This window comes from Phyllobacterium sp. YR620 (assembly GCF_900104165.1).
GTDB classification, from domain to species: Bacteria; Pseudomonadota; Alphaproteobacteria; order Rhizobiales; family Rhizobiaceae; genus Phyllobacterium; species Phyllobacterium pellucidum.
Map to the genome: position 1 here is coordinate 586,817 of NZ_FNJP01000001.1, position 24,016 is coordinate 610,832.

General features: G+C 59.3%; 25 protein-coding genes and 1 tRNA gene. 12 read left to right on the forward strand and 14 right to left on the reverse strand.

Features of this window, described 5'->3' with window-relative positions:
* Window positions 1-1,353, forward strand: a complete 1,353-nt coding sequence (locus tag BLR72_RS02725) for an acetoin dehydrogenase dihydrolipoyllysine-residue acetyltransferase subunit (RefSeq protein ID WP_091944848.1) — start codon at window positions 1-3, stop codon at window positions 1,351-1,353.
* A gap of 9 nt (window positions 1,354-1,362) precedes the next feature.
* On the opposite strand, the gene BLR72_RS02730 is transcribed toward BLR72_RS02725, so the two are convergent.
* The gene (locus BLR72_RS02730; RefSeq protein ID WP_027231997.1) at window positions 1,363-1,998 is read right to left on the reverse strand and encodes a hypothetical protein; all 636 of its coding nucleotides are present in this window, start codon (window positions 1,996-1,998) and stop codon (window positions 1,363-1,365) included.
* A 172-nt stretch (window positions 1,999-2,170) separates the two neighbouring features.
* On the opposite strand from BLR72_RS02730, the gene BLR72_RS02735 reads away from it, so the two are divergent.
* From BLR72_RS02735 to ptsP, 5 genes are read left to right on the forward strand one after another with little or no spacing between them, the layout of a single operon-like run.
* Window positions 2,171-2,605, forward strand: a complete 435-nt coding sequence (locus tag BLR72_RS02735; protein WP_091944851.1) for a transcriptional regulator GutM — start codon at window positions 2,171-2,173, stop codon at window positions 2,603-2,605.
* Between the two features lie 41 nt (window positions 2,606-2,646).
* A complete protein-coding gene (locus BLR72_RS02740) occupies window positions 2,647-3,405 on the forward strand; it encodes a PTS glucitol/sorbitol transporter subunit IIC (RefSeq protein WP_027231995.1) in 759 nt (252 codons plus the stop codon).
* Between the two features lie 20 nt (window positions 3,406-3,425).
* The gene (locus BLR72_RS02745; protein WP_027231994.1) at window positions 3,426-4,457 is read left to right on the forward strand and encodes a PTS glucitol/sorbitol transporter subunit IIB; all 1,032 of its coding nucleotides are present in this window, start codon (window positions 3,426-3,428) and stop codon (window positions 4,455-4,457) included.
* 27 nt (window positions 4,458-4,484) lie between these two features.
* The gene (locus BLR72_RS02750) at window positions 4,485-4,862 is read left to right on the forward strand and encodes a PTS glucitol/sorbitol transporter subunit IIA (protein WP_091944854.1); all 378 of its coding nucleotides are present in this window, start codon (window positions 4,485-4,487) and stop codon (window positions 4,860-4,862) included.
* Between the two features lie 45 nt (window positions 4,863-4,907).
* Entirely contained in the window at window positions 4,908-6,887 is a 1,980-nt protein-coding gene (ptsP, locus tag BLR72_RS02755) for a phosphoenolpyruvate--protein phosphotransferase (RefSeq protein ID WP_091944857.1), read from the forward strand.
* A gap of 24 nt (window positions 6,888-6,911) precedes the next feature.
* On the opposite strand, the gene BLR72_RS02760 is transcribed toward ptsP, so the two are convergent.
* Window positions 6,912-7,664 (reverse strand): hypothetical protein, encoded by a 753-nt coding sequence (locus tag BLR72_RS02760; protein ID WP_027231991.1) that lies wholly within the window; start codon window positions 7,662-7,664, stop codon window positions 6,912-6,914.
* Window positions 7,665-7,992: 328 nt separating this feature from the next.
* Here BLR72_RS02760 and BLR72_RS02765 point away from each other — a divergent pair, with 328 nt between their 5' ends.
* Both BLR72_RS02765 and BLR72_RS02770 read left to right on the forward strand, forming a co-directional pair.
* Entirely contained in the window at window positions 7,993-8,934 is a 942-nt protein-coding gene (locus tag BLR72_RS02765; RefSeq protein WP_091946519.1) for a sugar-binding transcriptional regulator, read from the forward strand.
* Between the two features lie 144 nt (window positions 8,935-9,078).
* Window positions 9,079-9,155, forward strand: a tRNA-Ile gene (locus BLR72_RS02770).
* Between the two features lie 83 nt (window positions 9,156-9,238).
* On the opposite strand, the gene BLR72_RS02775 is transcribed toward BLR72_RS02770, so the two are convergent.
* Window positions 9,239-9,586, reverse strand: coding sequence for a DUF1344 domain-containing protein (locus BLR72_RS02775; protein WP_027231989.1), 348 nt, complete (start codon window positions 9,584-9,586; stop codon window positions 9,239-9,241).
* A gap of 400 nt (window positions 9,587-9,986) precedes the next feature.
* On the opposite strand from BLR72_RS02775, the gene BLR72_RS02780 reads away from it, so the two are divergent.
* The 3 genes from BLR72_RS02780 (at window position 9,987) to BLR72_RS02790 (ending at window position 14,120) form a co-directional block, all read left to right on the forward strand.
* Window positions 9,987-11,438 (forward strand): DUF1254 domain-containing protein, encoded by a 1,452-nt coding sequence (locus tag BLR72_RS02780; RefSeq protein ID WP_244506605.1) that lies wholly within the window; start codon window positions 9,987-9,989, stop codon window positions 11,436-11,438.
* A 73-nt stretch (window positions 11,439-11,511) separates the two neighbouring features.
* Window positions 11,512-13,014 carry a DUF1254 domain-containing protein gene (locus BLR72_RS02785; protein ID WP_244506606.1) on the forward strand — a complete coding sequence of 501 codons (1,503 nt, stop codon included), beginning with the start codon at window positions 11,512-11,514 and terminating at the stop codon, window positions 13,012-13,014.
* Window positions 13,015-13,163: 149 nt separating this feature from the next.
* Window positions 13,164-14,120, forward strand: coding sequence for a S1C family serine protease (locus BLR72_RS02790; protein WP_027231986.1), 957 nt, complete (start codon window positions 13,164-13,166; stop codon window positions 14,118-14,120).
* 14 nt (window positions 14,121-14,134) lie between these two features.
* Here BLR72_RS02790 and BLR72_RS02795 read toward each other — a convergent pair whose 3' ends face one another.
* The 10 genes from BLR72_RS02795 to BLR72_RS02835 form a co-directional block, all read right to left on the reverse strand.
* Window positions 14,135-14,542 carry a DUF2147 domain-containing protein gene (locus tag BLR72_RS02795; protein ID WP_244506607.1) on the reverse strand — a complete coding sequence of 136 codons (408 nt, stop codon included), beginning with the start codon at window positions 14,540-14,542 and terminating at the stop codon, window positions 14,135-14,137.
* Between the two features lie 185 nt (window positions 14,543-14,727).
* Window positions 14,728-15,585, reverse strand: coding sequence for an SDR family NAD(P)-dependent oxidoreductase (locus tag BLR72_RS02800; protein ID WP_091944867.1), 858 nt, complete (start codon window positions 15,583-15,585; stop codon window positions 14,728-14,730).
* A gap of 91 nt (window positions 15,586-15,676) precedes the next feature.
* Window positions 15,677-16,459: a lipoamide acyltransferase component of branched-chain alpha-keto acid dehydrogenase complex gene (locus BLR72_RS02805; RefSeq protein WP_091944870.1), complete on the reverse strand. Its 783-nt coding sequence runs from the start codon at window positions 16,457-16,459 to the stop codon at window positions 15,677-15,679.
* A 10-nt stretch (window positions 16,460-16,469) separates the two neighbouring features.
* Window positions 16,470-17,057, reverse strand: coding sequence for a protein-S-isoprenylcysteine O-methyltransferase (locus tag BLR72_RS02810; RefSeq protein WP_091944872.1), 588 nt, complete (start codon window positions 17,055-17,057; stop codon window positions 16,470-16,472).
* A 119-nt stretch (window positions 17,058-17,176) separates the two neighbouring features.
* Complete coding sequence (locus tag BLR72_RS02815; protein ID WP_091944875.1) at window positions 17,177-17,827, reverse strand: hypothetical protein; 651 nt, start codon at window positions 17,825-17,827, stop codon at window positions 17,177-17,179.
* A gap of 159 nt (window positions 17,828-17,986) precedes the next feature.
* Complete coding sequence (locus tag BLR72_RS22645; RefSeq protein ID WP_113282376.1) at window positions 17,987-18,109, reverse strand: ABC transporter; 123 nt, start codon at window positions 18,107-18,109, stop codon at window positions 17,987-17,989.
* Between the two features lie 217 nt (window positions 18,110-18,326).
* On the reverse strand, window positions 18,327-18,911 hold the full coding sequence (locus BLR72_RS02820) for a L,D-transpeptidase (RefSeq protein WP_091924000.1): 585 nt from the start codon (window positions 18,909-18,911) through the stop codon (window positions 18,327-18,329).
* 124 nt (window positions 18,912-19,035) lie between these two features.
* Window positions 19,036-20,385 carry a sensor histidine kinase gene (locus BLR72_RS02825; RefSeq protein ID WP_091944878.1) on the reverse strand — a complete coding sequence of 450 codons (1,350 nt, stop codon included), beginning with the start codon at window positions 20,383-20,385 and terminating at the stop codon, window positions 19,036-19,038.
* A complete protein-coding gene (locus tag BLR72_RS02830) occupies window positions 20,382-21,044 on the reverse strand; it encodes a response regulator (RefSeq protein ID WP_091946522.1) in 663 nt (220 codons plus the stop codon). Before BLR72_RS02830 ends, BLR72_RS02825 begins: the two co-directional genes overlap by 4 nt.
* Before the next feature lie 90 nt (window positions 21,045-21,134).
* Window positions 21,135-22,775, reverse strand: a complete 1,641-nt coding sequence (locus BLR72_RS02835; protein ID WP_280140108.1) for a phosphoethanolamine transferase — start codon at window positions 22,773-22,775, stop codon at window positions 21,135-21,137.
* Window positions 22,776-23,044: 269 nt separating this feature from the next.
* Between BLR72_RS02835 and BLR72_RS02840 the strand changes: the two genes are divergently transcribed.
* Window positions 23,045-23,545, forward strand: coding sequence for an arsenate-mycothiol transferase ArsC (locus BLR72_RS02840; RefSeq protein ID WP_091944883.1), 501 nt, complete (start codon window positions 23,045-23,047; stop codon window positions 23,543-23,545).
* 16 nt (window positions 23,546-23,561) lie between these two features.
* On the opposite strand, the gene BLR72_RS02845 is transcribed toward BLR72_RS02840, so the two are convergent.
* Entirely contained in the window at window positions 23,562-23,957 is a 396-nt protein-coding gene (locus BLR72_RS02845) for a hypothetical protein (RefSeq protein ID WP_091944885.1), read from the reverse strand.
* Window positions 23,958-24,016: the final 59 nt, after the last annotated feature.

The following is a 24,016-nucleotide window of genomic DNA, read 5'->3' on the forward strand; positions in this document are numbered from 1 at the left end:
ATGCCCGTCGAAGTGATCCTGCCCAAGGTCGACATGGATATGGAAAGCGGCCAGATTTCGCGTTGGTATGCCAAGGAAGGCGACAACGTTTCCAAGGGCCAGCTTCTGTTCGAGATCGAAACTGACAAGGCAGCCATGGAAGTCGACGCTCCCACAACCGGGATACTGCGTGACGTAAAGGCCGAGGAGGGCACGACCGTGCCGGTCGGGCAGGCAGTCGCCTGGATCTATGGCGAGGGTGAAGCCTACGCGGCTACCCCCGCAAAAGCCGATGCAGGCAAACCTGATACGTCTGAAAAGCCGGCAGCCGCACCCGCCCAAACCGCACCGGTTCAGGCTGCACCCATTGCGGCGACGCCTGCTGTTGCCGAAACCAATGGCGTCCGCGCCACGCCGCTGGCGCGCCGTGTTGCCCGCGAGGCCGGGATCGACCTCGCCTCGCTCAAGGGATCGGGCCCCAAAGGCCGTATCCAGAAGAAGGATGTCGAGGCAAGTACGCTCAAATTGGATGGAGCGTCGGCCAAGGTGCCTTCACCATCGCCAGTGCCTGCACCGGCGCGGACTGCGCAGGCAACAGGCGAAGCCCCGCTCAACGCGGTCTGGCTGCGTGAAGGCAAGGGTGCTGGACATGCACCGGTGGTTCTCATCCATGGCTTTGGCTCCGATCTGAATAGCTGGCGGCCGATGCTTGGCGGCGGCACGCTCGACAATCCGGTCCTCGCCATCGATCTGCCGGGACATGGCGGTTCGACCCGCGCCATACCGGACGATCTCGACGGCATCGCCGATCTCGTCGAGCAGACCGTTGCTGCGTATCATTCGGGCCCCGTCATCCTCATGGCACATTCGTTCGGCAGCGCCGTCGCAACGGAGGTCGCAGCACGCAACAATCTCGATGTGCGTGCGCTGACACTTATATCGCCTGCGGGGCTCGGACCGGAGATCAATGGCGGCTTCCTTTCCGGTTTCGTTCGGGCGCGCAGCGAGGCGAGCCTCGTCGCGTGGATGAAGCAGCTTGTCCAGGATGAAAGCCTGCTGACCAAGCCTTTCGTCAATGCCACACTGGCACAGTCGCAGGACACGGCGCTGCGTGAGGCGCAGCAGCAGGTGGCGGATCGCTTCTTTGCCGACGGAACGCAGGTGATCGACACGAGGCAAACCCTCGCCAGTCTGCTCATCCCGGTGCGTGTGATCTTCGGCGCGGCCGACCGTGTCATACCGGCAAGCCATGCAGCGGGGCTGCCGGGCGAGATTGCGGTGCATGTTTTTGCCGGCACCGGCCACATGCCGCAGCTCGAACAGCGCGAGAAGGTCATGCGCATTCTCGCCGAGGTCAGCCGGTCAGCCGGCTGATTTCGGGTCTCACTCGCTGATCGCGTGGCGATCGTTTCTTGATGCGACCATCGCCCGGCGGATAGCGCCGCGGGCGGAGGCGAGATTGGGCATCACCCAGTTGGGCTCGGCTCCAAGGAACTTGTCGAGGAAGGCGATGGCATAGCCCGGCATCTCCTCGACGTTCTCGCGATAAGACCACCAGGTGCGCAGATCGTCGGCACAATCGTCGATGCGTGCAGCGGTTCCAAATTCCTGCTCATGGATGGCCGCGATCGCACCGACGCAGAAGTTGGTATATAGAAAACCTTCGGGCCAGAACGCGATGATATCCTGCATTTCGGTTTTTGCCGCAGCGCCGCCTTGAGCCTTGGCTGACACCGATGCGGGCGCTTCGGTGATCAGTTCCTTGAGGACCAGTCCTGCAGCAAAGATAATGAAATCCTTGCGGTCGATACGCGCAAACGACTTCTGCTGCTCGACCGTCTCGATCCAGTTGAGGAAGGCGCGGGTGAGCTTGGTCTCGTCGATGCTGAACTGGTAGCCGTAGTGGTCGGCGATCAATGCGGCATTCTTGCGGAAAGCCATGCGAAACCACCGCAGCCGCCGCAGCCGATGCCGCAGATCCGGCGTGTGGACGAGTTCATCCCGAAACAGAAAATCCATGTGCTCTCACTTTCGCGACGATGCTACCACGTTGCAGGTTTTCATGCATCCCCAGCCAAGATTTTGGTGGGTGTGAAAATCATACATATTGACATTACGAAAAACAAATGTTCTATATTTTTTCGTTCGATCATGGCATATGTTGGCGGTCGGGCGTAGGGAGGTTGATTACATGGCGATGTGGCAATGGGGATTGCTGGCCCTCGGATTCTTGTGGGCGTTGCAGTCGTTAGGCGTCTGGTATCAGATGCGGCATTACACTGATGTCATGAAGGGAATCTCCTCCAAGTACAATGATGGATTCGTTGGCGCCGGCAATGTGCGCGGCCGCCTTGGCAAGGGCGTGATCGTCCTCATCGTTGTCACGCGCGACCTGAGGATCCAGCGCTTTCTCGTCATGAGCGGCCGTTCGGTTTTTGCGAAGTTCAAGCGGCGTGAAGAGTTCGAGGGCATCTCGCTCAGTGCGCTGCGTACAGACCCGGTAATGTCCGGCCTGGGTGATCCGGCTTTGGCCAAGGCGGCAGAGCGGGCAATTGAACAAATAGATCGGGCGAGGGCGGATCCGCCCAAGCCGGGCCTATCGGGAATCAGGACAGTCAACGCTTAAGGGACGGCCGCTTGTCGCGGTCGGTAAGGAGGAGAGGGAACATGTCAATTCTAACAATGTTGGCGCAACATGCCGACATCGCCGCGCACCACATTTCTGTGGCGGGGACGATGGTCTCGGACGCGGCGCTGCACGGCAAGCACGCCGTCGAGCATGCGGGCAACGACCTCGTCGTTCTCGCGCAGTCGACGGGCGATATCTCGGTCGAGCAGTTCAAGGACAGGCTCAAGAACGTCCAGCAGGAAGAGCAGCTTGGCTGGCTTGCCAATATCGGCAAATACTTCATCGGTATTTTCCAGAAGGGCGGCGAGGTCTTTGCCGGTTTCGTTACCGGCATCATTCCGACCCTGGTCGTGCTGATGACCGCCTTCTACGCGCTGACCGAACTCGTCGGCGAAGAACGGGTCCATGGTATCGCGCGCGGCGCGGGCAAGATTGCCCTGACCCGCTATACGGTTCTTCCGGTGCTTTCGGTCTTCTTCCTCACCAATCCGATGGCCTATACCTTCGGCTCGTTCCTCGAGGAAAAGTACAAGCCCGCATTCTACGACGCCGCGGTTTCTTACGTGCATCCGCCGCTGGGCCTCTTCCCGCATATCAATCCTGGTGAATATTTCGTCTGGGGCGGCATTCTCGTCGCGCTTCTCGAACTGGAGAAGAAGGGCGCGGTTCCCACGGGCTATCACATCAACGTTGCTATCTGGTACGCGCTTGTTGGTCTGATCGTCATCCTGCTCAAGGGCATGCTCACTGAGCGCATCACCGCCATTATGGCGCGTCGCCAGGGCATCGAGCTTTAATTCGGGGTGGGAGCAGGAAAATGTCAAAGACATACAAGGCAGTAAAGATTTCCAGGGGATCGAACGGCTGGGGCGGCCCGCTCGTCATCCAGCTGACGCCCCAACGCAACAAGGTGGTCTCGGTTACGGGTGGCGGCATTCATCCCGTTGCGCGTCGCATTGCCGAACTCACCGGTGGCGAAGCGGTCGACGGCTTCAAGGCACCGCCGGTCGAAGGCGAAATGGGCGTGGTCGTGGTCGATTGCGGCGGCACCGCCCGCTGCGGCGTCTATCCGCGCAAGCGCATCCCCACCGTCAACCTGACACCGGTCGGACAGGCGGGTCCGCTCGCCCAGTTCATCACGGAAGACATCTATGTCTCCGGCGTGAAGGAAGGCAATATCGAGCTCGCCGATGGTTCGCAGCCAGCCGCCGTTGCCGGTGCTGCCTCCACATCGGGACCGGCATCGCCGCCCACACCGGCGGAACTCGCCGCTTCGATGTCGAGCCGCACCGGTGCAAGCGAATCGAGCGAGGGTGGCCTCATCGGCTTCATCAGCACGATCGGCCGCGCCATGGGACGTGTCGTCGGCATTTTCTTCAATGCCGGCCGCCGCACCATCGATCAGGTCGTTCGCAACGTCCTGCCGTTCATGGCATTCGTCACCATGCTCATTGGTCTCATTCTCTACACGGGCATCGGTGACATTCTTGCCCAGCCCATGGGACCGCTCGCCAACAACATCATCGGTCTTCTGATCATCTCCGCCATCTGCGGCCTGCCGTTCCTCTCGCCCATTCTCGGGCCGGGCGCGGTCATTGCGCAGGTGATCGGCGTGGCGATCATCGGTCCGCAGATCGCCAATGGCACGATTTCACCCGCCATGGCCCTGCCGGCGCTGTTTGCCTATAATACGCAGGTAGGCTGCGACTTCGTTCCCGTTGGTCTTGCTCTCGGTGAGGCCAAGCCTAAAACCATCGAAATCGGTGTGCCTGCGGTCTTGATCAGCCGTCAGATCATGGGTCCCGTCTCGGTGCTGATCGCCTGGGTTGTCAGCCTGATCGTATTCTAAGATCGACCAACAGAAGAGGTTCGCCATATGTCAGTCCTATTGAAAACACGGGTAACAGCCGTTGGGCCTGAGGCGGCGGACCTCGCGGAAGGAGGCGTCGTCATTCTGTTTGCCGATGGCGCGCCGCCCGAACTCGCCGAAGTTTCGATCCTGCACAGTGTCGAGACGCCGCCCTCCGAAGAGACGCCACCCGTAGGTGCGCCCATCAAGATCGGCAATGTCTCCGCCACCATCACCGGCATCGGCGACTATGCCTGGCAGAAGGTGAAGGACATCGGGCACGTCGTTATTACATTCAACGGATCGGACCGGGTCGAGCGACCTGGCGAGATCTGTGCTTCGGAAATCGATACGGAAGAACTGGTTTCAGCCCTGACAGTCGGTACGACGATTACCATCGGGTAATTGCAAGGGCACGACCAAAAACGAGTAACAGAGAGATACGAACGAATGGAACGCTCGACAATCGTCAGAGTGCATGACGGACTGCATGCACGGCCAGCCACCCGCTTTGTCAAACTCGCAAAGAGTTTCGAGGCGGACATAGAGCTCGTCAAGGCGGAGAAATCGGTCAGCGCCAAGAGTTCGGTCAAGTTGATGCTGCTCGGCGTCAAGGAAAACGAGGAGGTGACCGTTCGTGCGACCGGCGCCGATGCGATCGAAGCGATCGAAGCGCTGATCGGGTACCTCGAAAACCCGTTGTCGGGTACGGGCGAGGAGGGCGCAGCGCCCGCCGAGGCCAAGCCCGTGGACGTTGTCCCGCGTAAGGAACCGGTTGCCGTGCAGGCTCCCGTTTCCATCCAGGGCGGAATTCGCGGCGTTGCTGCCAGCGAAGGCTTTGCCATCGGTCCCGCCTTCGGCTTTTTCCCGCAGGAGATCAAGCAGGAAAACCGGATGCTGGGCCACGACGAAATCCCCGCCGAGGTGGCGAGGCTGCGGCAGGCCTTTGCCACGGTTCAGGAGCGCATGGAACGCTCGCTCGCTGCATCCAATCTCGCCGAGAGCGACCGTGGTATCATCGCTGCGCTCAAGGACATTGCCAGCGATGAAGAATTGACCGAGGCAGCCGCGGCCCTCGTCGCTGGCGGCATCGATGCCGTCTCGGCTGCGATCGGCGCGACGTCGAAGATCGCCGACGATTTTGCTGCCATGGACGATCCTTATCTCAACGCCCGCGCCGACGACGTGAATGCGGTTGGCCGTCAAATCTGCCTGGCGCTTCTCGGCCAGGATGACGCCAATCTCGAAGCAATTCCGGAGGGCGCCATTCTTATCGCCGAGGATATTGGCGCCTGGGATCTTGCGCGTGCCCCGCTCAAGCGCATTGCCGGCGTGATCTGCGGTCATGGCGGCGCGACGTCGCATGTCGCGATCATTGCCCGCGCTCATGGCATTCCGGCCGTTCTTGGCCTTGGCCAGGCCGTGCACGAGCTCGAAACCGTGAACACAGTCGCGCTCGACGCCAATAGTGGACTGATTTTCGCCAACCCCGATGAAACGACCGCCAGGCGGTTTCACGACGAGATTGCCAAGGCCGAGGCCGTGAAGCAATCATTAAAGGCCTATAAGGACGTAACGCCAAAGCGTGCCGACGGCACTGTCATCGAGATCGCGGCCAATCTCGGCTCGCTCGAGGAAATCGAGGCCGCGCAGGAAGCGGGAGCGATGGGCGTCGGCCTCTTCCGCACCGAGCTACTGTTCATGCGCCATATCCATCTGCCGTCCGAAGACCTCCAGGCCGAAACCTATGCCACGCTCGCCAAGGCCTTCGCACCCTATCCGGTGATCGTGCGCACGCTCGATATCGGCGGCGACAAGCCCATTTCAGGGATCGATTTTCCTGTCGAGGAGAATCCCTTCCTCGGTTGGCGCGGCATCCGCATGTGCCTCGATCGCCCGGACGTGTTCAAGCCGCAGTTGCGCGCGCTGCTCAGGGCGGCCGTCCATGGCAATATCAAGGTAATGCTGCCGATGGTTTCGGGTGTCGACGAGGTGCGCGCGACGCGCCTTCTGATTGACGAGTGCGCGGCAGAACTCAAGGCCGAAGGCAGGGACCATGCCGTTTTCGATCTCGGCATCATGGTCGAGACGCCTGCAGCCGTCCTCGTAGCGCCGATGCTGGCCAGCGAGGTTGCATTCTTTTCCATCGGCACCAATGATCTGACGCAATATATCATGGCCGCCGACCGGCTTAACCCGACGGTGGCCAAGCTCAACGACGTCACTCACCCGGCGGTCATGGCTGCGATCGCGCTTACGGCCAAGGCGGCAGTGGAGGCCGGGATCATGGTCGGCATGTGCGGCGAGGCTGCCGGGCGCGCCGACCTTATTCCGGCTTTCCTCGACATGGGCCTGACCGAGCTCAGCATGAGCCCGTCTTCGATCCAGCGTGCAAAAAAATGCGTGCTCGATCTTGGCGCGGCGGCCTGACCAACATTTTCCGTAAGTACAGGCTTACGGAAGATGCGGCATGAGAAACGCATAAAGGCTCGACAGGGCCGCTTCGGGGTTGCCATTTGCAATGGCCGCGCCAAACTTTTCCTGCCGCGCCTGCAAAGCAAGGAGGGTACTTTCGACCAGTTTTTCGTCACAGGGCTCCACTTCGACATAGGTCGCAACACCTATGGCGAGCGCGATTGCGGCAAAGCACAGATATTGCGTGCGCCGGTCGGGCTTGGCGGAAACATGCGCCGGAAAGGCAGTGGGAGCGGCGTCATATTGCGTCTGCAGTTCGACGGTCATCACGGCGCAGGCAGCGGCAATTTCGGCAAGTCCCCCCTCGCGCGCGACGAGCAGCAGATGGGCATGCCGGCGGCTCATCGTCGCGTGGACGGCGGCGAACGTCGCCTCGTGAATAAGCGGATTGTCCGAGCCCAATATGCTGAAGATACGCTTGGTCAGGTAATAGACATCGCGCCGGAACAGCGCCTCGCCCTTGCCGGCACTGGCCGGAAAATATGCATCAAGGCTGCGGGCTTCGATCGTCGCCCTGTGCGCCGCGGGATCCTGCGAGACCAGAGAAATGGAAATCGTTTCGGCCGTGGTGAAGGCCTTGTCCATGACGCGGGCGGCCTGGCCGAACAACATATCCGGCAGGTCCTGCGCATGCGGCTTCGCATCGAGGCGGCTCGACCGGATCAGGTGGCGTACGTCCCGCAACCGGTCTTTCAGGTTGACGACGATGTCGCTCGAGATATCACGAATCATGATCGCAGCCTCTGCTCGCACGTGGATAAGAGTTCCTATCCGTTTTTGATGCCTTGCTAAATGACATTCTAGCGCATAACCCCAAAATCTGTATCGATTTTTGGCAAGCACTATGCGCAGATTCAAGGTGTTATGCCGTGCTTCGGCTTAAAAAGCGGCAGCGGGGCGCTTATGTAGAGAATGCAGATTTCTGTCGCGGAAGCGGCAGGACAATCGTAGGTTAAAAGGGGGACGAGTGGCCGATCGACGCAAACGAACAAATGGTGCGCCTGCGAACCCCCAGAAGGCGCCGGTGGATTTCGGGCAGCCCGACACCAAGATCAGCCGGATGCGTATGCGCGCCGCCTGGATGTACTATATCGAGCAGATGACGCAAAACGAGATTGCCGAAATTCTCGGCGTCGGACGCGTCACCATCGTGCGCATGCTGGCCGAAGCGCGTGCCCGCAACGAAGTCAAGATCGGCATTCAAGGCTATCTTTCCGATCTGATTTCGCTGGAGCGGCAGGTCGAGAAGCAGTTTGGCCTCGAACGCGTCATCATCGCGCCGCTGTCTCATCCGGACAATGACCCGATCCCGTCGATTGCAGCAGCCACGGGCGACTATTTGTCGGGCGTCGTTGCCAATGGCATGCGGGTAGGCGTCGGTTGGGGACGCACGCTCCTCAACACGCTGTCCTACCTCGAAGCCAAGGCGCTCGAAGATTTCACCGTGATCTCGCTGCTCGGCGGCATCAGCCAGCCGCGCCGCTTCAACCCGGCGGAATTCGCCTGGCAGTTTGCCCAGCTTTTTCAAGGCGATGGCTATCTTATTCCGGCCCCCGCCATGGTTGACAGCATCGAAACCAAGACGGCCCTTATCGAGCGCTGCGGGCTGAGGAACGTCTTCGAGATGGCCGAGGATGTGGACCTTGTGCTCCTCAGCGTCGGCGCCATCGAAACAGCATCGAGCACGCCCTATCACATCGGCTTTCTCAACGCCGGCCACCAGGCCTCGCTCGCCGAGCGCGGCGCGGTGGGCGACTTGCTCTTTCATTTCTATAACAAGGAAGGCAAGCTCGTCGATCATCCGATCCATGATCTCGTCATGTCTGTCGGCATCGATACGGTGCAGCGGGTGCCGGTGCGGGTGCTGACCTCCGGCGGCAAGGAGAAGGTGAGGGCGCTTTATGGCGCGATGTCGCTCATTCGCCCGACGGTCTTCATCACCGACGAAGAGAGTGCGCGGCGGCTCCTGATCTTGGCCGAACAGGAGACGCAGAAGCGCTGAGCTTCGGACCCCATGGCATTTTCCGGGGAATTTTGTGTTGCGCCATGGACTTAAGGTCTTTCGGGGATTGCATTGTCAATTTTTCCCGTTATTGATCGCGGGACCGAACGCTGGCATTGCCCGGCTCGTTCGTATTTTCAGGTGGGGCCTGTAGCTCAATTGGTTAGAGCCGGCGGCTCATAACCGCTTGGTTGGGGGTTCGAGTCCCTCCGGGCCCACCATTCTCTTCCCGTTATAACGCCCAGATCGACCGGTGGCCGTTGGCCTCGCGGGCCTCCGACCACCGCCTAGCCCTGTCCATTGATCAGTGCACCACCACCATCTTCGCAGCGTGGAATTCATCCGATTCACCGTTGCCGAAGGACGTATTATAGGGGTCCTGGCCCTTCCAGGTGATGCGCACCTTCTCGCCGGCGGCGATGCCGCGGAAATCGGCATTTGCCGGCAACTGGTACTTTGTACCCGTCGTCAGCTGCACCGTCCTGGATTGCGGACTGACCCATTCGATCGTCCCTGTCGTGCTGAACATATCGGGGCTGTGCATGGCCCTAACCGATTTTACCGTGGAGGTGTAGGTGCGTTGTCCCTGGGCTGAGGCTAGGCCTGTTGTCAATGCCAGCGCAGAGATTACCAGAAGCAATTTCTTCATCATTTATCTCCTCCTGATCTATGCCGGACGAGACCGAGAAGAGCCGTTGCCAATTGTTCAAGACAAGGACCCGTTCCGTCCCGTCCCCATACCGGCACCCCGTGCCGGCTAGAGGACGTTACGCCATAAAACTTCATGAAAACAATGAATTACGTGTAATGTTGTTCAACTTCTCTTGAGAAAAATATGACCAAAGTTCACGGTCCGATGAGGCTGTCTGCCGGAGCGTGCATGCGGGGCGAAAATGCGCTTTTGCAGCATTTTGTTACTGTTACGTACTTTGGTTATCGTCGGGGATCGTTAGGTTCGGCATGTTATCTGCGCCGGTTTCGGCGCGGACAGGAAACGTTGGAAAAAGGGTAGCAAGATGCAGGTTTCAACCAGGTCTATTTCATTACGCACTTTGATTTTAGCTTCATCGATTGCAGTCTTTCCGGTCTCCTCCTTCGCCCAGTCGCCGGCTGTTCCGGAGATCAGCCAGGAAATCCCCAAGGGCCCGATATCCGGCACAACCCTTCCGAAAGCCTATGTGCGGGACATGGCGCGCATCGCCTATCTCTGGGGCTGGCCGATGGTCAACATGCACAATCGCCAGATGGTATTTTCCAAAGTGCCGGAGAATGGCCTGGGCGATGGCATCCTGCCTGTCGGACCGATCGGCCGCGTGACCATGCTGACCGATTACATCAAGCCCGAGGAACGCGGCGTCGCCACGCCCAACCAGGACGTCGTCTACGGCTTCGGTATATTTGCGCTTGAAAAGGAACCGATCGTCTTTCAGGTGCCGGATTTCGGCGACCGCTTTTGGGTCTACCAGCTCGGAAACCAACGCACCGACACGATTGGCGGCATGGGCAAGCTCTATGGCAGCAAGCCCGGCTTCTACATGATCGTCGGGCCGGAATGGAAAGGCGACGTGCCTTCAGGAATTTCCGGCGTCTTCCGCTCGCCGACGAATCTCGCCTACATCATTCCGCGCGCGTTTCTCGATGACACCCAGGAAGATCGTGCCGCGATCCAGCCTCTCATCAGCCAGATCATGACCTATCCGCTCAGCGAATTCGACGGCAAGATGAAGACCAAGGACTGGAGCAAGATACCGGTGCTTGCCGATCCTGCCGGTGGCAAGGCGGGAGCCGGCGGCGAGACCCAGTGGGTCAAGCCCGAGCTCTTCTTCGAGGAGTTACCGCTGATCCTCAAGGAAGTGCCGCCGCAGCCAGGCGAAGAGGCGCTTTACGCATGGTTCGGTTCGTTGCTCGAGGCCGCGTCGAAGAATCCGGAGGTGGCAGCCACGCTGAAGGAAACGGCGATCGAGACCGAAAAGGAATTGATGAAGCAGATCCACAGCTATTCCTATGCCGGCGTTCCGGTTGGCAATGACTGGGTCGCGCCGATGAACGGCGCCGAGTTCGGCACCGACTACTTCAGCCGCGCTGCGGCTGCCAAGGCCAATATCTTCGTCAATCCCCGGCGCGAATCCGCCTATTTCGGCCAGGAATACGATTCGCAGAAGAAACGTCTCAACGGCGAGCATGCCTACACCGTTACATTCCCTAAGGGGAAGCTCCCGCCCGTTGACGGGTTCTGGTCGCTGACGCTCTACGATGCCGAGCACTTCTTCGCACCCAACGAGATCAACCGCTTCTCGCTCGGCACCAAGAACAAGGATCTCGTCTATGGCGAAGATGGTTCGCTGACGATCTATGTCCAGCACGGCAAGCCTGCTGGCGACAAGGCCGCCAATTGGTTGCCGGCGCCGAAGGGCGATTTCGAACTGTTTATCCGCGCCTATTCGCCGAAGGCCGAAATCATGGACAATAGCTGGTCGCCGCCACCGGTGCTCAAGGCAAAATGAATTTGAAGACAGGACCAAGATTACAACATCGCCGGGCAAGAACATATTGAACGGCATAATTTGAGGTACGACCATGGTTTCAAAACAGGGCCTACATTTAATATCCCGCCGCAACCTCATGCTCGGCAGCGGCGCGCTCGCGGCGCTGCAGGCGCTGCCGCAATCGGCGGAAGCAGAGGTTGTTTCCCCCCTCGTCGAACAGCTCGATCACGGCGCCTGGCCGAGTGACGCAACGGTCAAGAAGCTCTACGAGGATCTGCTCACGCAGCGTGCCATCCAGTCCTATATGCTCACTTTGCCGACACTCAACGTGATCGGCATGCGCGATGGTTCGGAGGCGACGTTCGGCAAGGGTTATAACGTGCTGCCGATCTGGAAGGATCGCATGAACGCCAAGACGCTGGTGCCGACGCCGAACTGCGATGTCGTCTATTCGATGAGCTATCTCAACCTGAAGGAGACAGGTCCGCTCGTTGTCTATGCGCCGCCAAATGTCATCGGCATGTTCACGGATTTCTTCCAGCGGACGTTGACCGATGTCGGTGCGGCGGGACCGGACAAGGCCGGGGGCGGGCTCTATCTGCTCCTGCCGCCCGATTACAACGACCAGGTTCCGGGAGGCTATTTCGCCTTCCGATCACGCACGTACAATGTATTCTTGTTCTTCCGCACGGTGCTTGCGCCTGGCCCTGATGGTCCGGACACGACCGTCGCGGTGGCGACGGCCGAGAGAACCCGGGTCTACCCGCTCTACAGTCTCGAGCGCAACCGTCCGCACATGGAGTTTCCGAATGCGTCGCCGCTACGCGTCAACATGATGTATCCGACCGATTTCGCCTATTGGGAAAAACTGAAGGCCTTCATCGATTACGAGCCGGCCGAAAGCCTCGATCCGGTGACGCGCGGTATGCTCGCAAGCATCGGCATCATCAAGGGCCAGCCCTTCGCGCCGGATGCACGGCGCAAGGAAATATTGACCAACGCGGTCGAGACCGCGGCGCGCACGATTTTTGCGCTGCGCATCACGCCTGAAGGGCTCCCCAATGCGCCCTACTACTCGGACCGGCATTATGTGAATGGCTGGGGCGGCGTCGATGACGCCTTCTTCGGCTCGAGCTATCAATCGCTCGATAGCCGCGCCGCCTATTTCCAGGCGGCCTATTCCTCGGCGCCGGCGATGGTGGCGGACATTGTCGGGCTCGGCTCGAAATATCCGATCGCGTTCCGCGACGCGAAGGGCGAGCTTTTGGAGGGTAGCCGCAGTTATCGCCTGCGGTTGCCGCCGAAGATCCCGGCGCATCTCTATTGGGCGGTGACAGTCTATAACCCGCATGATGGCACCATGCCTGAAACGAGCCAGGCCTTTCCATCGCGCAACCAGTTCGACAAGGTGGAGACCAATCCCGATGGGTCGGTCGAACTCTATCTTGGACCGACGAAACCGGCGCAGGCGCCGGAACGCAACTGGATCCAGACCCTGGAAAAGCGTGCGTTTCTTGTCGCCGTGCGGCTCTACGGAACAGACCAGACGTTCTACGACCAGACGTGGAAGCCTGACGATCTGGTTCCATTGTAAGGCGGGCGAGCCGCGCGGATATCCAAACCTTGAACGTTCCGTGCGGCCTATCCATTTATTGGATTACAACGATGCCTTGACGGGTCCATCCGATGCGATGGATCCGCTGGCGGCAGGGGCGATGGTCGCCGCTGCTCGAGGATCCAATGATGGGTTACATAGACAAGGACATTGCGCCCGTCGATGACGGCGCGCTGACGGATGCATATTCACAATCGATAGCGCGGGCGGTCGATATCGTCGGGCCTGCAGTCAATCGCATCGAGCGTATAGGCGGTCGCGCTGGCCATGGTTCGGGCTTTGCCATTTCGCCCGACGGGCTGATCATCACCAATAATCACGTCGTCGGCGATACTGGGCACGTTCGTATCACGCGGCCGGACGGGTTCGTTACCGAGGGCACCGTGCTCGGCAGCGACGTCGACACGGATATCGCGCTGATTCGGGCCAATACGAGCGGCGAAGCCTGGGCGCGCCTTGGCAATTCGAAGCTGCTGCGCCGGGGCCATATTGCGATTGCCATCGGCAATCCGCTCGGCTTCGAATGGACGGTGACGGCCGGCATTGTATCGGCGCTGGGCCGGTCGATGCGAGCCGCGAGCGGCAGGCTGATGGATGACGTCATCCAGACGGATGCTGCGCTCAATCCGGGCAATTCCGGTGGGCCGCTGGTTTCATCACAAGGTGAAGTGATCGGGGTGAATACGGCGGTCATTCAGGGCGCGCAGAGCATTGCCTTTGCCGTCGCCTCGAATACCGCAAACTTCGTGGTGTCGGAGATACTTCGCTACGGACGCGTCAGGCGCGCCTATATCGGCATCGCCGGCGATACGATCGAACTTCCGCGTAGGATTGCGCTTGAAGCGGGGACGAGCCTCGCAACGTCGGTGCGCATCCGGCGCATCGAGCCTGCAGGGCCCGCCGAACTCGGCGGCCTCAAGGAAGGCGATTTCGTTCTCGCGATCGACGGCAAGCCTGTCGGCGGCGTCGATGACATCGTCCGCCTGATGCATAGCGAGACGATCGGCAGAGAGACCGAGGTTCTGATCTTTAACGTCGCGGGTCGCTTGGAAAAGCGCACTCTAGTACCGCTTGCCCGGCCGTAACGGCGGCTGAAGTGCTAGTCGCGACGCCAGGTAGCTGACTTGCAGATGAGGCCACCCAGAACACAGCCGGAGAGCTCCACAGCGTTGCCGGCAACCTTTGCCTTGCCGGAATAGGTTTTGCCGGTTTCCGGATCGTAGAGCGTTCCGGCATAGGTTCCGGGACCGGTGGCTTTCATCGACACCGCCTGCAGGCCGACAACCGGGCGGTCACGCTTGGACGCATCAGGGTTATTGATGTCGTTGACCGGCTGGTTCATCCACACGATCGTCCCGCAAACGCCGCTGTTGCAGTCGCTGATCTTCACTTTCGTGCGGCCGGTTTCATTCACATAGGTCCCTGCGATTTCCTGTGCTTCCGCCATCGCCGCAGTCGTCAGCGCACCGGCCATGAGAAGGGTGCAAAGGGCTTGTCTTGCGTTCAACAAGGGTCTCTCCAGTCCAAAAATTGTCATGTAAAGCGCGTTGAATGACGCGCACTCTGTTTTCGTGTTGAGCCAGCCGTTACACCAGAATTTCGGCAAGAATGGGCACGGCAACGCGAAAAACTATTCGCGGGCTAACTTTATTGTCGCAGGTCTACGGTAGCCTTGGTCGCCGGTTTCGGCCGCTATTTACGGCGCGCGCCGTGGCATTTCTTGTATTTCTTGCCCGATCCGCAGGGGCATGGATCATTGCCGCTGCGCTGCAGGCGGGCAATCAGCGGCAAGAGCAAGCTTGCAGGCAATAGCCTTGCCGCATAGACGGCGAGCTTGGCCGACAGCCCTGGAATGACGATCCGACGACCCGACCTGAAGCCGCGCCACGCCTGTTCGGCGACGTACTGGGCGTCGAGCATGGGCAGGAGCGTGAAGATCGAGGCATGTCTTGCCCCGGCCGTTGCATAGAATTCCGTCGACACCGGACCAGGCGCAAGGCACATGACGGTAACGCCGGACCGGCGCACTTCCTGATGCACCCCCTGCGAGAACGATCGCACGAAACCCTTGCTGGCATAATACAGCGCCATATAGGGCCCGGCCGTGAAGCTTGCCACAGAACTCAGATTGATCACGCCGCCACGCTTGCGGGCCACCATCTGCGGCAGGAAATACAGGGTGAGCTCGGTAAGGGCACGAATATTCAGGTCGACGATACCGAGTTGATCGTCCATGGGGAGACCAATCGCTGCGCCGCGCAGGCCGTAACCGGCGCTGTTGACGAGTACATCGCAATAAAGCCCGTTCCTCGCCAGGAATTCCGCAACCTGCGTGGTCGAGTCGATGGCGAGCACGTCCAACGCCAGGGTAAAGGGTTCGCCGCCCGCATCGCGCACCTCTGCCGCGGCCGCGTTCAATCCCTCGATCGAACGCGCAGTGAGGACAACCGGTCCGCCATCGCGGGCTGCCACGCGCGCTATGGCGCGGCCTATGCCGCCAGACGCCCCGATGACGACAACGGCGGGTCTCAAATCTGCCTGTGAATTCATGTCATTGCCCGCGAAACCACCCTTGGGGCAGCTTCGGCACCTTCCCAACTCATTCTTTTCATCGCTTCATCGAGAAGCCAGTGCGTCGATGTCACTGGCTTCGGTCCTCCCGCAGTACTTTAACGACGCCACCCTGCGCAAGCTGCTTTACCTCGTCAGCCACAGCCCCGTTGAGGATGGCTTCGAACCGCTCCAGCGCACGGGCGACGTTGGCTCCGTCCATGACACGGTGGTCGTAATGAATACGCACGGTCACCGAACCGTCCTCGCCGATCAGGCCGTAGTTGAAGATCGTCGTCAGGGGGGTCAGCGGATTGAGCGATTCGGCGCCGAGGCCGGAATAGACGGAGAGTTGAAACGTGCCAAAGTAATTCGGCCGCTGCCGGCCGATATTAAGGCCGAGCCACATCATCGGCCAGCGGATAAGGCCCGGCAAACGTGCAATCTTCAAGGCACGCCGAAACTCCTTGACTTCAAGCACCGGCCGCGAGCGCACGTCCCTGATCGAGGCGTCGAGCTCGGGGATCGAGCGGTGCTCCGGGTCCTTGATCCGGCTGAGCAGGACTGCCTGTTCGCCATTAAAGTCGCGCTCATGCGCAATGGATGCGACGCTGACCGGATATTCATAAAGTTGCGGCCATGGCAATTTGACATAGGCACGACGCAGGTCCGGCGTTTCCTGTGACAGAAGCGCATAGCCCTTCAGGAAAAGAACGGTCCAGGAAGGCTTGGCGCTTTGCGACATCCTCGCCCGCAACAGCGGACCAAGATTCATATGTCGCTGTACTGTCACCCTTGGTACAGCGATCGAGAACCGCATGAGGTCGTTGACCAGGCGCCGGGGCGCTGAAAGCTTGAGGGCTCGGCCTCGCATATTGTGACCTCTAATAGAGATAAGGGATAAGTCGCTTCGTCCTTTCCATGTAGTCGCGGTATTCTGGGCCGAAATTCTCCAGCATCATACGCTCTTCCTTGGTTACCCTCAGAAAAAACAGGATCGAAAAGCCAACGAGGCCGGCAAGGCCCGCAACCCAGTTTGCCAGCAGGAACGCTTGACCAAGCGCTATGAGAAGGAATGACGTATACATGGGGTGGCGGACGAAAGCATAGGGCCCCGATGAGACGAGCTTGTGCTTTTCGCGTATCTCCAGCGTGATCGACCAGTTGCGGCCGAGCTCCTTGTGCGACCTACGGAACACCCACAATGCAAGCAGCATTGTGACCGCTCCAAGGACGATCGCGAAGGCGTAGGGGTTATAATCGGCGGATTTGGGAATGCCTGTCGCCACGTAGAAGCCGGGGACTATGGCAAGGCCAAAGAATGCGATGCCAAGCCCCATCCTGTCGGTGAGGGTGCGCGCATTGCGCGTGACTTGAACCCGCCGCGCCCGGCGCTCGAACGGATAGCGAATCACGTACCAGGCAACGATGCCGAGCACCCATATGATTTCGCCGATTGAGGCAATGGACATGTTCACGCTAGGTCACTGGCGCCTTCTCTGCGATCCCGGCCAACATAAGCCGCAAGAATGGCAACAGCCACGACTTTTGCTGGCCGCCAGACCCTCGAACAATGCGCTCCTCTCAAAATCTAACCTGCCGGTCCTGTATATCCGACGGCATTTGGTCCGCCGTTCATCTCGCGCAGCCGCGTCACGAACTGTTGGGGGCGTAGCCAGATGCCGGGCGTCTTGTAACCCATGGACCGGGCGATTTCACCAACGAATGCGTTGCAGTTATACACTGTCGCTTGCCAGTAATGGGAGCGCTTTTGGAGATCGTGTATAAACGCAACCACCTTGGTGTATTCGGCCTCGCTCAGCGTGACACGCCAGCTAGCGGACCTGTATCTGTCGTCAAGGTCGCCATCGCTTGCCCCTGTTTCCGCCGGCACGGGAATATAGTGACCAAGCACGTAGGGAACAGCACTGTTGGAGGCCGGATGAAGGCCCGCAACCTCGCGATCAAGCACGCGTCCCGACTTGTCGAGCCGCCCGAAGATTACGTAGGTATGACCGTAGCTAAGTGCGTAACGAGAACGGAACTCGATGTAATAAGGCCCTTGGGCCTGCGGTAACGTTCGTGTTGTAGTGCCCTGGGCGGACGTGGAAGGCGGAGCACCCACGGAACCCGTATTATTATAGGACACGACATTCGGCTTAATTGCAGCATCCGGCGCACATCCTGCTACTGCGATAGCAAACAGAACCGCAACCGACAGACGACCACTGTACAGCGTCATATCTTTCCTGAACTCCGAAGAGCGTAGGCATGAAGGCAAAACATGCCTGCTATAATTCTATGTATGACCGCCTGGAACCGTGAGACGCGTTCAGCCCGAATCACGTGCCGATGGGGAAAGAATCGCGTGAAACTTCCCCCATGCGGACGAGCGAATCAATTACTTGGTAATTACAGCCGGAGCTGGCTCAGGCGGCGGGGCTTTGCCCTTACCGATTGACCCGCAGGCACTCAAACTGGCGACCGTCATCACGGCAACTGCAGTGATCAGAATTCTCTTCATGTGACAATCCTTTCTCCTCAAAGGCGAGTAGGCCAACAATGTCATGCTACCATAAATAGTAATGAACGCTAGGGTAAGGTGCCGGAATCACTGGCATAGTGTCCGATTTGCCACATCAGGGTTAATTTGCCGATTGTCGACATTCCGCAGCGTTTGGGACAGCAAAGCATGCAGTCCCAAACTTATGCTGTCCATGTCAAAACCCTGGTGGAAGCCGCTAGATGATGAGTACCGGCGTACCAACGGGCGTGGCATCGTAGAGATACTCAACGTCCTCATTGGTCAATCTTATGCAGCCGTTCGAAACGGCCTGTCCGATCAACCACGGCTCGTTGGTCCCATGCACGCGGAAGAGCGTGTCCTTGCCGTTCTGGTAGAGATAGAGGGCGCGCGAGCCGAGCGGGTTTTCGGGGCCCCCAGGAACACCGCCAGCATATTGGGCGAGGCGCGGCTTGCGCTGGATCATGCTGGCCGTCGGCGTCCATGAGGGCCACTCCTGCTTGCGGCCCACCTCTGCCCGTCCCTTGAGGGTGAGCCCTTCCTGGCCGACGGCAATGCCGTAGCGCATTGCAGATCCGTCGCCCTCGACAGCATAGAGGTAGCGCTCATCCGTATTGATGACCAGCGAACCTGGCGCTTCGCCTCCCGTATAAGCAACGCGCTGGCGCCGGAGACGGGGCTCGAGATAGTAGGAGCCGCCTCCGCCGACTGGGTAGGCAAAGGAAATGGGTGTGCAACCCGCAGCCATCAGTGCGAGGCCGGACATTAACAGTCCCCGGCGAGCAATCTTCACATCGTTCATGTCCACCTGCTTCGAAAGGAGTCGACGCCACTTCTGCAACCTAGCATTCCAGAAACGGGCGGCAAAGTCACCTTGGTTGTGGCTGATAAGAATAGCCGGCTCCTGATGCCGAGAATCAACAGGTCTAGCCAACTTCCGCCCTGTCGCCGTTGAACGTCAGAACCGCTTCGAACCCGTCGCTGCGACCCGTTGCCGGCGACAACAGGTTCAAGGTCGCGTTCATCTGTGCTGCGAGAGCAATAACAATAGCGAGGCCAAGCCCTGAACCGCGGGAGGTTTCGCCCCGACTGAAGCGCTTCTGGATTCGTACAATCTCTTCCCTGCCCAATGTGGGGCTGCCATTGGCAATGCGAATCTTGCCGCCCCTTTCCAAATGCACAAGCACAGGCTCGTTCTGGTTTCCATGATGAAGCGCGTTTTCAATCAGGTTACGCAGCGCAATGGCAAAGATATCCTCGTTTATCCGGCGCTTGAGCTTAGCGCCCGCGTCGCGCACATAGTTGATGCGATCTGGCGCGGTGCTTGCGCGCTGGAAATCACCGACCACCACGTCAAGGACCTTTGCGAGATCAACCACCTCGTCCGCGGAGCCAAGCCCCGCCTCGGCCCGGGCCAGCTGCATGAGCTTTTCGACAAGTCCGCTCAATTTCTGGAGCGACTGTTCGATGTGCACCGTGCGTGATTTGGCTTCTTCGCCGCGCACATGTTTCTTCAAGAGCTGCGTCTGCGCGAGGGCGCCGGCGAGGGGGGTTCGCAGTTCATGCGCGCTATTGGCGGTAAATTCCCGTTCGGCCGCGAGTGTCGAACGCAATCGCGCCAGCAGCCGGTTAACGGAATGGATGATCGGTTGCAGTTCGCGGGGAAGGGCGATCGGGGCAATCGGAGCAAGATTGCCGCCATCCTTGCTGGCAATGGCCTGGCGCAACTCGTTGACTGGCCGCAACGACAGGCGAACGACGAACCAGACGACGAATATGCCGACCGGAATAAGCACGAGGAGGGGGAGCAACAGGGCAAGCCCGCCCTCGAGCGCCGCTTCTTCGCGATGCGCATTGTCATCCGCTACCTGAACGAAGATCGTATCGTTGACTGCCGGTACCGTATAGAAGCGGGCTGCGTCGTTTTCCCAGAATCCTCGCTTGAGCGGGGCCGCAAATGGCGTTGGCGGGATGTCTTCCGAGTGCAGAATGACGCCCCCCTTCGCGTCCCTGACCTGGTAGGTGAGATAACTCGATTCTGGAGATGCCGTCAGATTCTGCAAACGCCTCGGCACCGCGGTCGTATCGCTCTGCAGGATATCGTCGACGACGAGCGGCGTCAGTCTTTCCGCGGTTTCCTTCAAGGAACTGTCGAATATTTCACCGAATTCATCCTGCATGACGAGGACGCCGGCCGTTACCGCAATGAGCCAGAACGCGATGAGCGTAGCCGTAAGGGACAGGATCAGGCGGCGCGTCATGCCATAGGGTTTCATGTGCGACCTTCAATCCGGTAGCCGACGCCCCGCACCGTTGCCACATACTGCCGCCCGAGCTTCTTGCGTAGACGGCTGATATAGACTTCCACGGTATTGCTTTCGATTTCCCAGCCGAACGCATAGAGCGTCTCTTCGATCTGTGCTTTCGAAACGATAGCGCCAATTCGGGCAAGCAGCCGTTCGAGCACTGCCCATTCCCGCCCTGAAAGCGTAATCTCCTGGTTGGCCGAGGTCACCCTGCGGTCGGCGATGTGAATGTGCAGCGAGCCGAGCCGTATGACCTCGTCGGGGCGTCCGGAATGGCGCCGCGCCACGGCATACATGCGCGCCGTCAATTCATCGAGATCGAAGGGTTTGACGAGATAGTCGTCTGCCCCGGCGTTGAGTCCCCGGATACGTTCGGAAATCTGGTCGTGCGCCGTGAGGATGATCACCGGCGTCGCGTCGCCGCTGGCCCTGAGCTCTGTCAGGAAATCGACCCCGTTCCCGTCCGGCAGTCTGATGTCCAGGAGCACGAGATCGTAGTTCGTCACGCGCATCGACACCTTTGCGTCTTCCAGATGCTGCATCCAGTCGACGGCGTGATTGCCGTGCATCACGTGGTCGCGCACTGCTGCCCCGAGAGTCGCGTCGTCTTCAACAAGAAGGACCCGCAAATGCCTCATTCCCTTCTGCGATTTTTCCTGTTCACAGGATCGACCGCGCGGGAGACCTTTTCAAGTCAAGTTTTGGGCTGCTGCCCTCGGTCAACTCGTTCCGCTGCGACAGGGGAAGAGCGTATCGAGGTTGTTGTCATGGACCGACGTCTCGACATGCATCATCCCGAGCAGCGTGTGGAAGAGGTTGTCGTGCGATTGCTTCTTCACCGCCTCGCTGTGCAGGCACGCGCCGTCGATCTGCGCCTTCTCGTCCTTGCCGAGCCACAATACGTAGGGAACATGGGTCTGCTGCGACGGCGCGACGATATAGGGTGCGCCATGCAAATAGAGGCCGAACTCGCCGGTCGATTCGCCATGGTCGGACATGTAGATCATGGACGGCGAAATTTGTGTCTCCCGCGCCTTGAGCCGGTCGATCACTGTCGACAGCAAATGATCGGTGTAGAGGATGGAGTTGTCATAGGCATTGATGATTTCTTCGCGCGAGCATTTGGCAAATTCGGCGGTCCTGCAGTCCGGCGTGAAGCGCCGGAACTCATCCGGATAGCGGAGATAGTAGGCGGGGCCGTGGCTCCCCAACTGGTGCATGACGAGCACCGAGTCGGTCTTGACGCTGTCGAGCCATGCATCGAGGCGGTCGAGGAAGATCGCGTCGAGGCATTCGCCGCCCTTGCAGAATTTCGGATCATCCGACTTGAACAATTGTTGGGATTTCATACGGGCCGCCACGCCCTTGTCGCCCGTATTATTGTCCCACCATTCGACATTGATGCCAGCGTGCGTCAGTACGTCGACAAGGTTCTCGTTCTCAAGGCCCTTCTGATGCGTATATTCCTTACGGGTAAATTGCGAGAACATGCAGGGCAGCGAAACCGACGTAATCGTGCCACAGCTCGACGTATCGCTGAAATAGGTGATGTCCTGCCTGGCGAGTTCCGGATTGGTATCTGGGCCATAGCCGCCAAGCGAAAAGCTCTCGGCACGCGCGGTTTCGCCGGCAATGACTATGGTGACGCGCGGCTTGCGCGTGCCCGCCGCCGGCCCAACCACGTGCGCGTCCTGGCCAAGCGGCTTGACAATAATGTTGTTGTCCTTGGTCTCCCGGATCGCAAGCTTCACGGTGTTCACGATCGGGGCGAGCGGATTGAGCGTTCCGAACCAATCCCGGTGTTCACGTATCAGCGACATGTAGGTGCTGGCATTGATCAGGGCCGCGACGCCCAGAACGAGGAGCGCGGGCACGATGACCGCAAGGTTCCACTTCAATTTCTGAAGATAGGGTCGATGTACAATACGCGGCCAGGCGATGATGGCCGAGGGGATCAACGCACATGTGATCATATGAACGACAAACGGAATGTTCAGAAAATGGCCGGCCTCCGCATTGGTGGTATCCACAGCGCTTTGCAGCATTTCGACGTCAATTATGACGCCGTAGTGATCCATGAACCAGGCGCCAAGCGCGCTGACGACCACGAAGAAGATCAGGGCAGGCTTGATGACGAACTTGACCGAGAAGGCGAGAAAGAGCGCTACATAACCACAAGCGATGCCAACGACCAGAAATGCGAGGGCGGCGGGCTGACCGTGCAAATAGGCAGCTGATTTCTCCCAGAACGTCCAGTTGGCGGACGCGAGAATAAACATTGCGGTTATGATAGTGAGCGGAACGCTTCCGATTTTCGGACGTGCAAGACGTCTGTCGAATTGACGCGTTGTAACTGACAAGGTGAACTACCCCGCACTCCTGGTTGATGCGCGAGCCGGTTCTGTCCAGGCTCTTCGAAAGGAGGGGCATTCACTGGTTTCCTGACACCAACCTGAACGCAGCAATTAAAAGACCGCGGCGTTGGGCCGTTGTCCGATCCGATCAGGCGGTTTGGGGCTACAAACATGGCTCTGGTGAGTGCGATCGCAGCGCTGGCCGTTGTTGAACGGCTGTCACATTACTGCAGCATTATGCGCACTACGCGCATTTTATTTGGAGAGAGTGAGCGATGGGCGACGATAAAGTATTTCATGTCTTGTTTCTTTCGCATCGCGATTCGGTCAGGGGCGTCGTTGCCGAGACACTGCTCAACCGGCTGGGCAAGCCGCATTTCGTCGCCTACAGCGCCGGAACGGATCCTGATGGAGAAATAAACCCTGAAGCGCGCGAATTGCTCGAGCAGACCGGCTTTTCGGTCGAAGGCCTGCGTCCCAAGCATTATAGCGAATTCGGGGCCCGTGAACTCGATTTCGTTTTCACCCTGCATGATGGCGCCCATGGCGAAGCCATGCCCGAATGGCCGGGCGTCCCCGTGACTGCGCACTGGGAATGCCCGGACCCGCTCCTGTCCGAGGGCGAACCCTGGGAGCGCAAGCAGGCGTTCAGCCGCATGATGAGCGAACTCGACCGGCGCCTGAAGATATTCGTCAATCTTCCGCTTGCGTCACTGGATCGGCTCAGCATCCAGCATCATGCCGATGAGATCGGCAAATCCGTCGGGCCGGCCTGAGCCGATCCGACTTTTCTCAAGCGCGGGCCTGGCGGACCGCCACGCTCTCGCGCGAGAACATCACGACCGCGAAGATCAGGACACCAAGGAAAGTAACCATCGAACCTATCCCGACCAACGGCTCAAGCTGCATGTTGCCACGCTCCATGAAGTAAAGGGACGGCAGCATCACGATAAGGCCGAGCATGTAAACGCCATAGTGGACGAAGGCCAATCGCTTGGCTGCCTTGGCCGGATTGAGCGCGTAGTAGCCGCCGAAAATGGCGCTCGTGACCCATCCGAGCAGGTTGATGTGGGCGTGGGCCGCTATCACCGTGTGATTGCCCGACATTCCCATCTGCAGGCCGACGGCTATGCCAATCAGCAACCAAATGACGGCAGACTTGAAGAAGAGTTGAGAAATATTAGGCATTGTAGTCCCCCATTTTTGTGCAGCGGAGGATACACGCGCCCACAACCTCTTTCCAGCGT

Bases quoted from the DNA above. Each gene is read 5' to 3' on its own strand.
- BLR72_RS02825 (WP_091944878.1), bottom strand. From the start codon at position 20,385: ATGAAACCCTATGGCATGACGCGCCGCCTGATCCTGTCCCTTACGGCT.
- BLR72_RS02775 (WP_027231989.1), bottom strand. From the start codon at position 9,586: ATGATGAAGAAATTGCTTCTGGTAATCTCTGCGCTGGCATTGACAACA.
- BLR72_RS02815 (WP_091944875.1), bottom strand. From the start codon at position 17,827: ATGACGCTGTACAGTGGTCGTCTGTCGGTTGCGGTTCTGTTTGCTATC.
- BLR72_RS02805 (WP_091944870.1), bottom strand. From the start codon at position 16,459: ATGCGAGGCCGAGCCCTCAAGCTTTCAGCGCCCCGGCGCCTGGTCAAC.
- BLR72_RS02735 (WP_091944851.1), top strand. From the start codon at position 2,171: ATGGCGATGTGGCAATGGGGATTGCTGGCCCTCGGATTCTTGTGGGCG.
- BLR72_RS02785 (WP_244506606.1), top strand. From the start codon at position 11,512: ATGGTTTCAAAACAGGGCCTACATTTAATATCCCGCCGCAACCTCATG.
- BLR72_RS02800 (WP_091944867.1), bottom strand. From the start codon at position 15,585: ATGAATTCACAGGCAGATTTGAGACCCGCCGTTGTCGTCATCGGGGCG.
- BLR72_RS02840 (WP_091944883.1), top strand. From the start codon at position 23,045: ATGGGCGACGATAAAGTATTTCATGTCTTGTTTCTTTCGCATCGCGAT.
- ptsP (WP_091944857.1), top strand. From the start codon at position 4,908: ATGGAACGCTCGACAATCGTCAGAGTGCATGACGGACTGCATGCACGG.
- BLR72_RS02725 (WP_091944848.1), top strand. From the start codon at position 1: ATGCCCGTCGAAGTGATCCTGCCCAAGGTCGACATGGATATGGAAAGC.
- BLR72_RS02845 (WP_091944885.1), bottom strand. From the start codon at position 23,957: ATGCCTAATATTTCTCAACTCTTCTTCAAGTCTGCCGTCATTTGGTTG.
- BLR72_RS02820 (WP_091924000.1), bottom strand. From the start codon at position 18,911: ATGAACGATGTGAAGATTGCTCGCCGGGGACTGTTAATGTCCGGCCTC.
- BLR72_RS02810 (WP_091944872.1), bottom strand. From the start codon at position 17,057: ATGTCCATTGCCTCAATCGGCGAAATCATATGGGTGCTCGGCATCGTT.
- BLR72_RS02745 (WP_027231994.1), top strand. From the start codon at position 3,426: ATGTCAAAGACATACAAGGCAGTAAAGATTTCCAGGGGATCGAACGGC.
- BLR72_RS02750 (WP_091944854.1), top strand. From the start codon at position 4,485: ATGTCAGTCCTATTGAAAACACGGGTAACAGCCGTTGGGCCTGAGGCG.
- BLR72_RS02790 (WP_027231986.1), top strand. From the start codon at position 13,164: ATGGGTTACATAGACAAGGACATTGCGCCCGTCGATGACGGCGCGCTG.
- BLR72_RS02765 (WP_091946519.1), top strand. From the start codon at position 7,993: ATGCGTATGCGCGCCGCCTGGATGTACTATATCGAGCAGATGACGCAA.
- BLR72_RS02760 (WP_027231991.1), bottom strand. From the start codon at position 7,664: ATGATTCGTGATATCTCGAGCGACATCGTCGTCAACCTGAAAGACCGG.
- BLR72_RS22645 (WP_113282376.1), bottom strand. From the start codon at position 18,109: ATGAAGAGAATTCTGATCACTGCAGTTGCCGTGATGACGGTCGCCAGT.
- BLR72_RS02740 (WP_027231995.1), top strand. From the start codon at position 2,647: ATGTCAATTCTAACAATGTTGGCGCAACATGCCGACATCGCCGCGCAC.
- BLR72_RS02730 (WP_027231997.1), bottom strand. From the start codon at position 1,998: ATGGATTTTCTGTTTCGGGATGAACTCGTCCACACGCCGGATCTGCGG.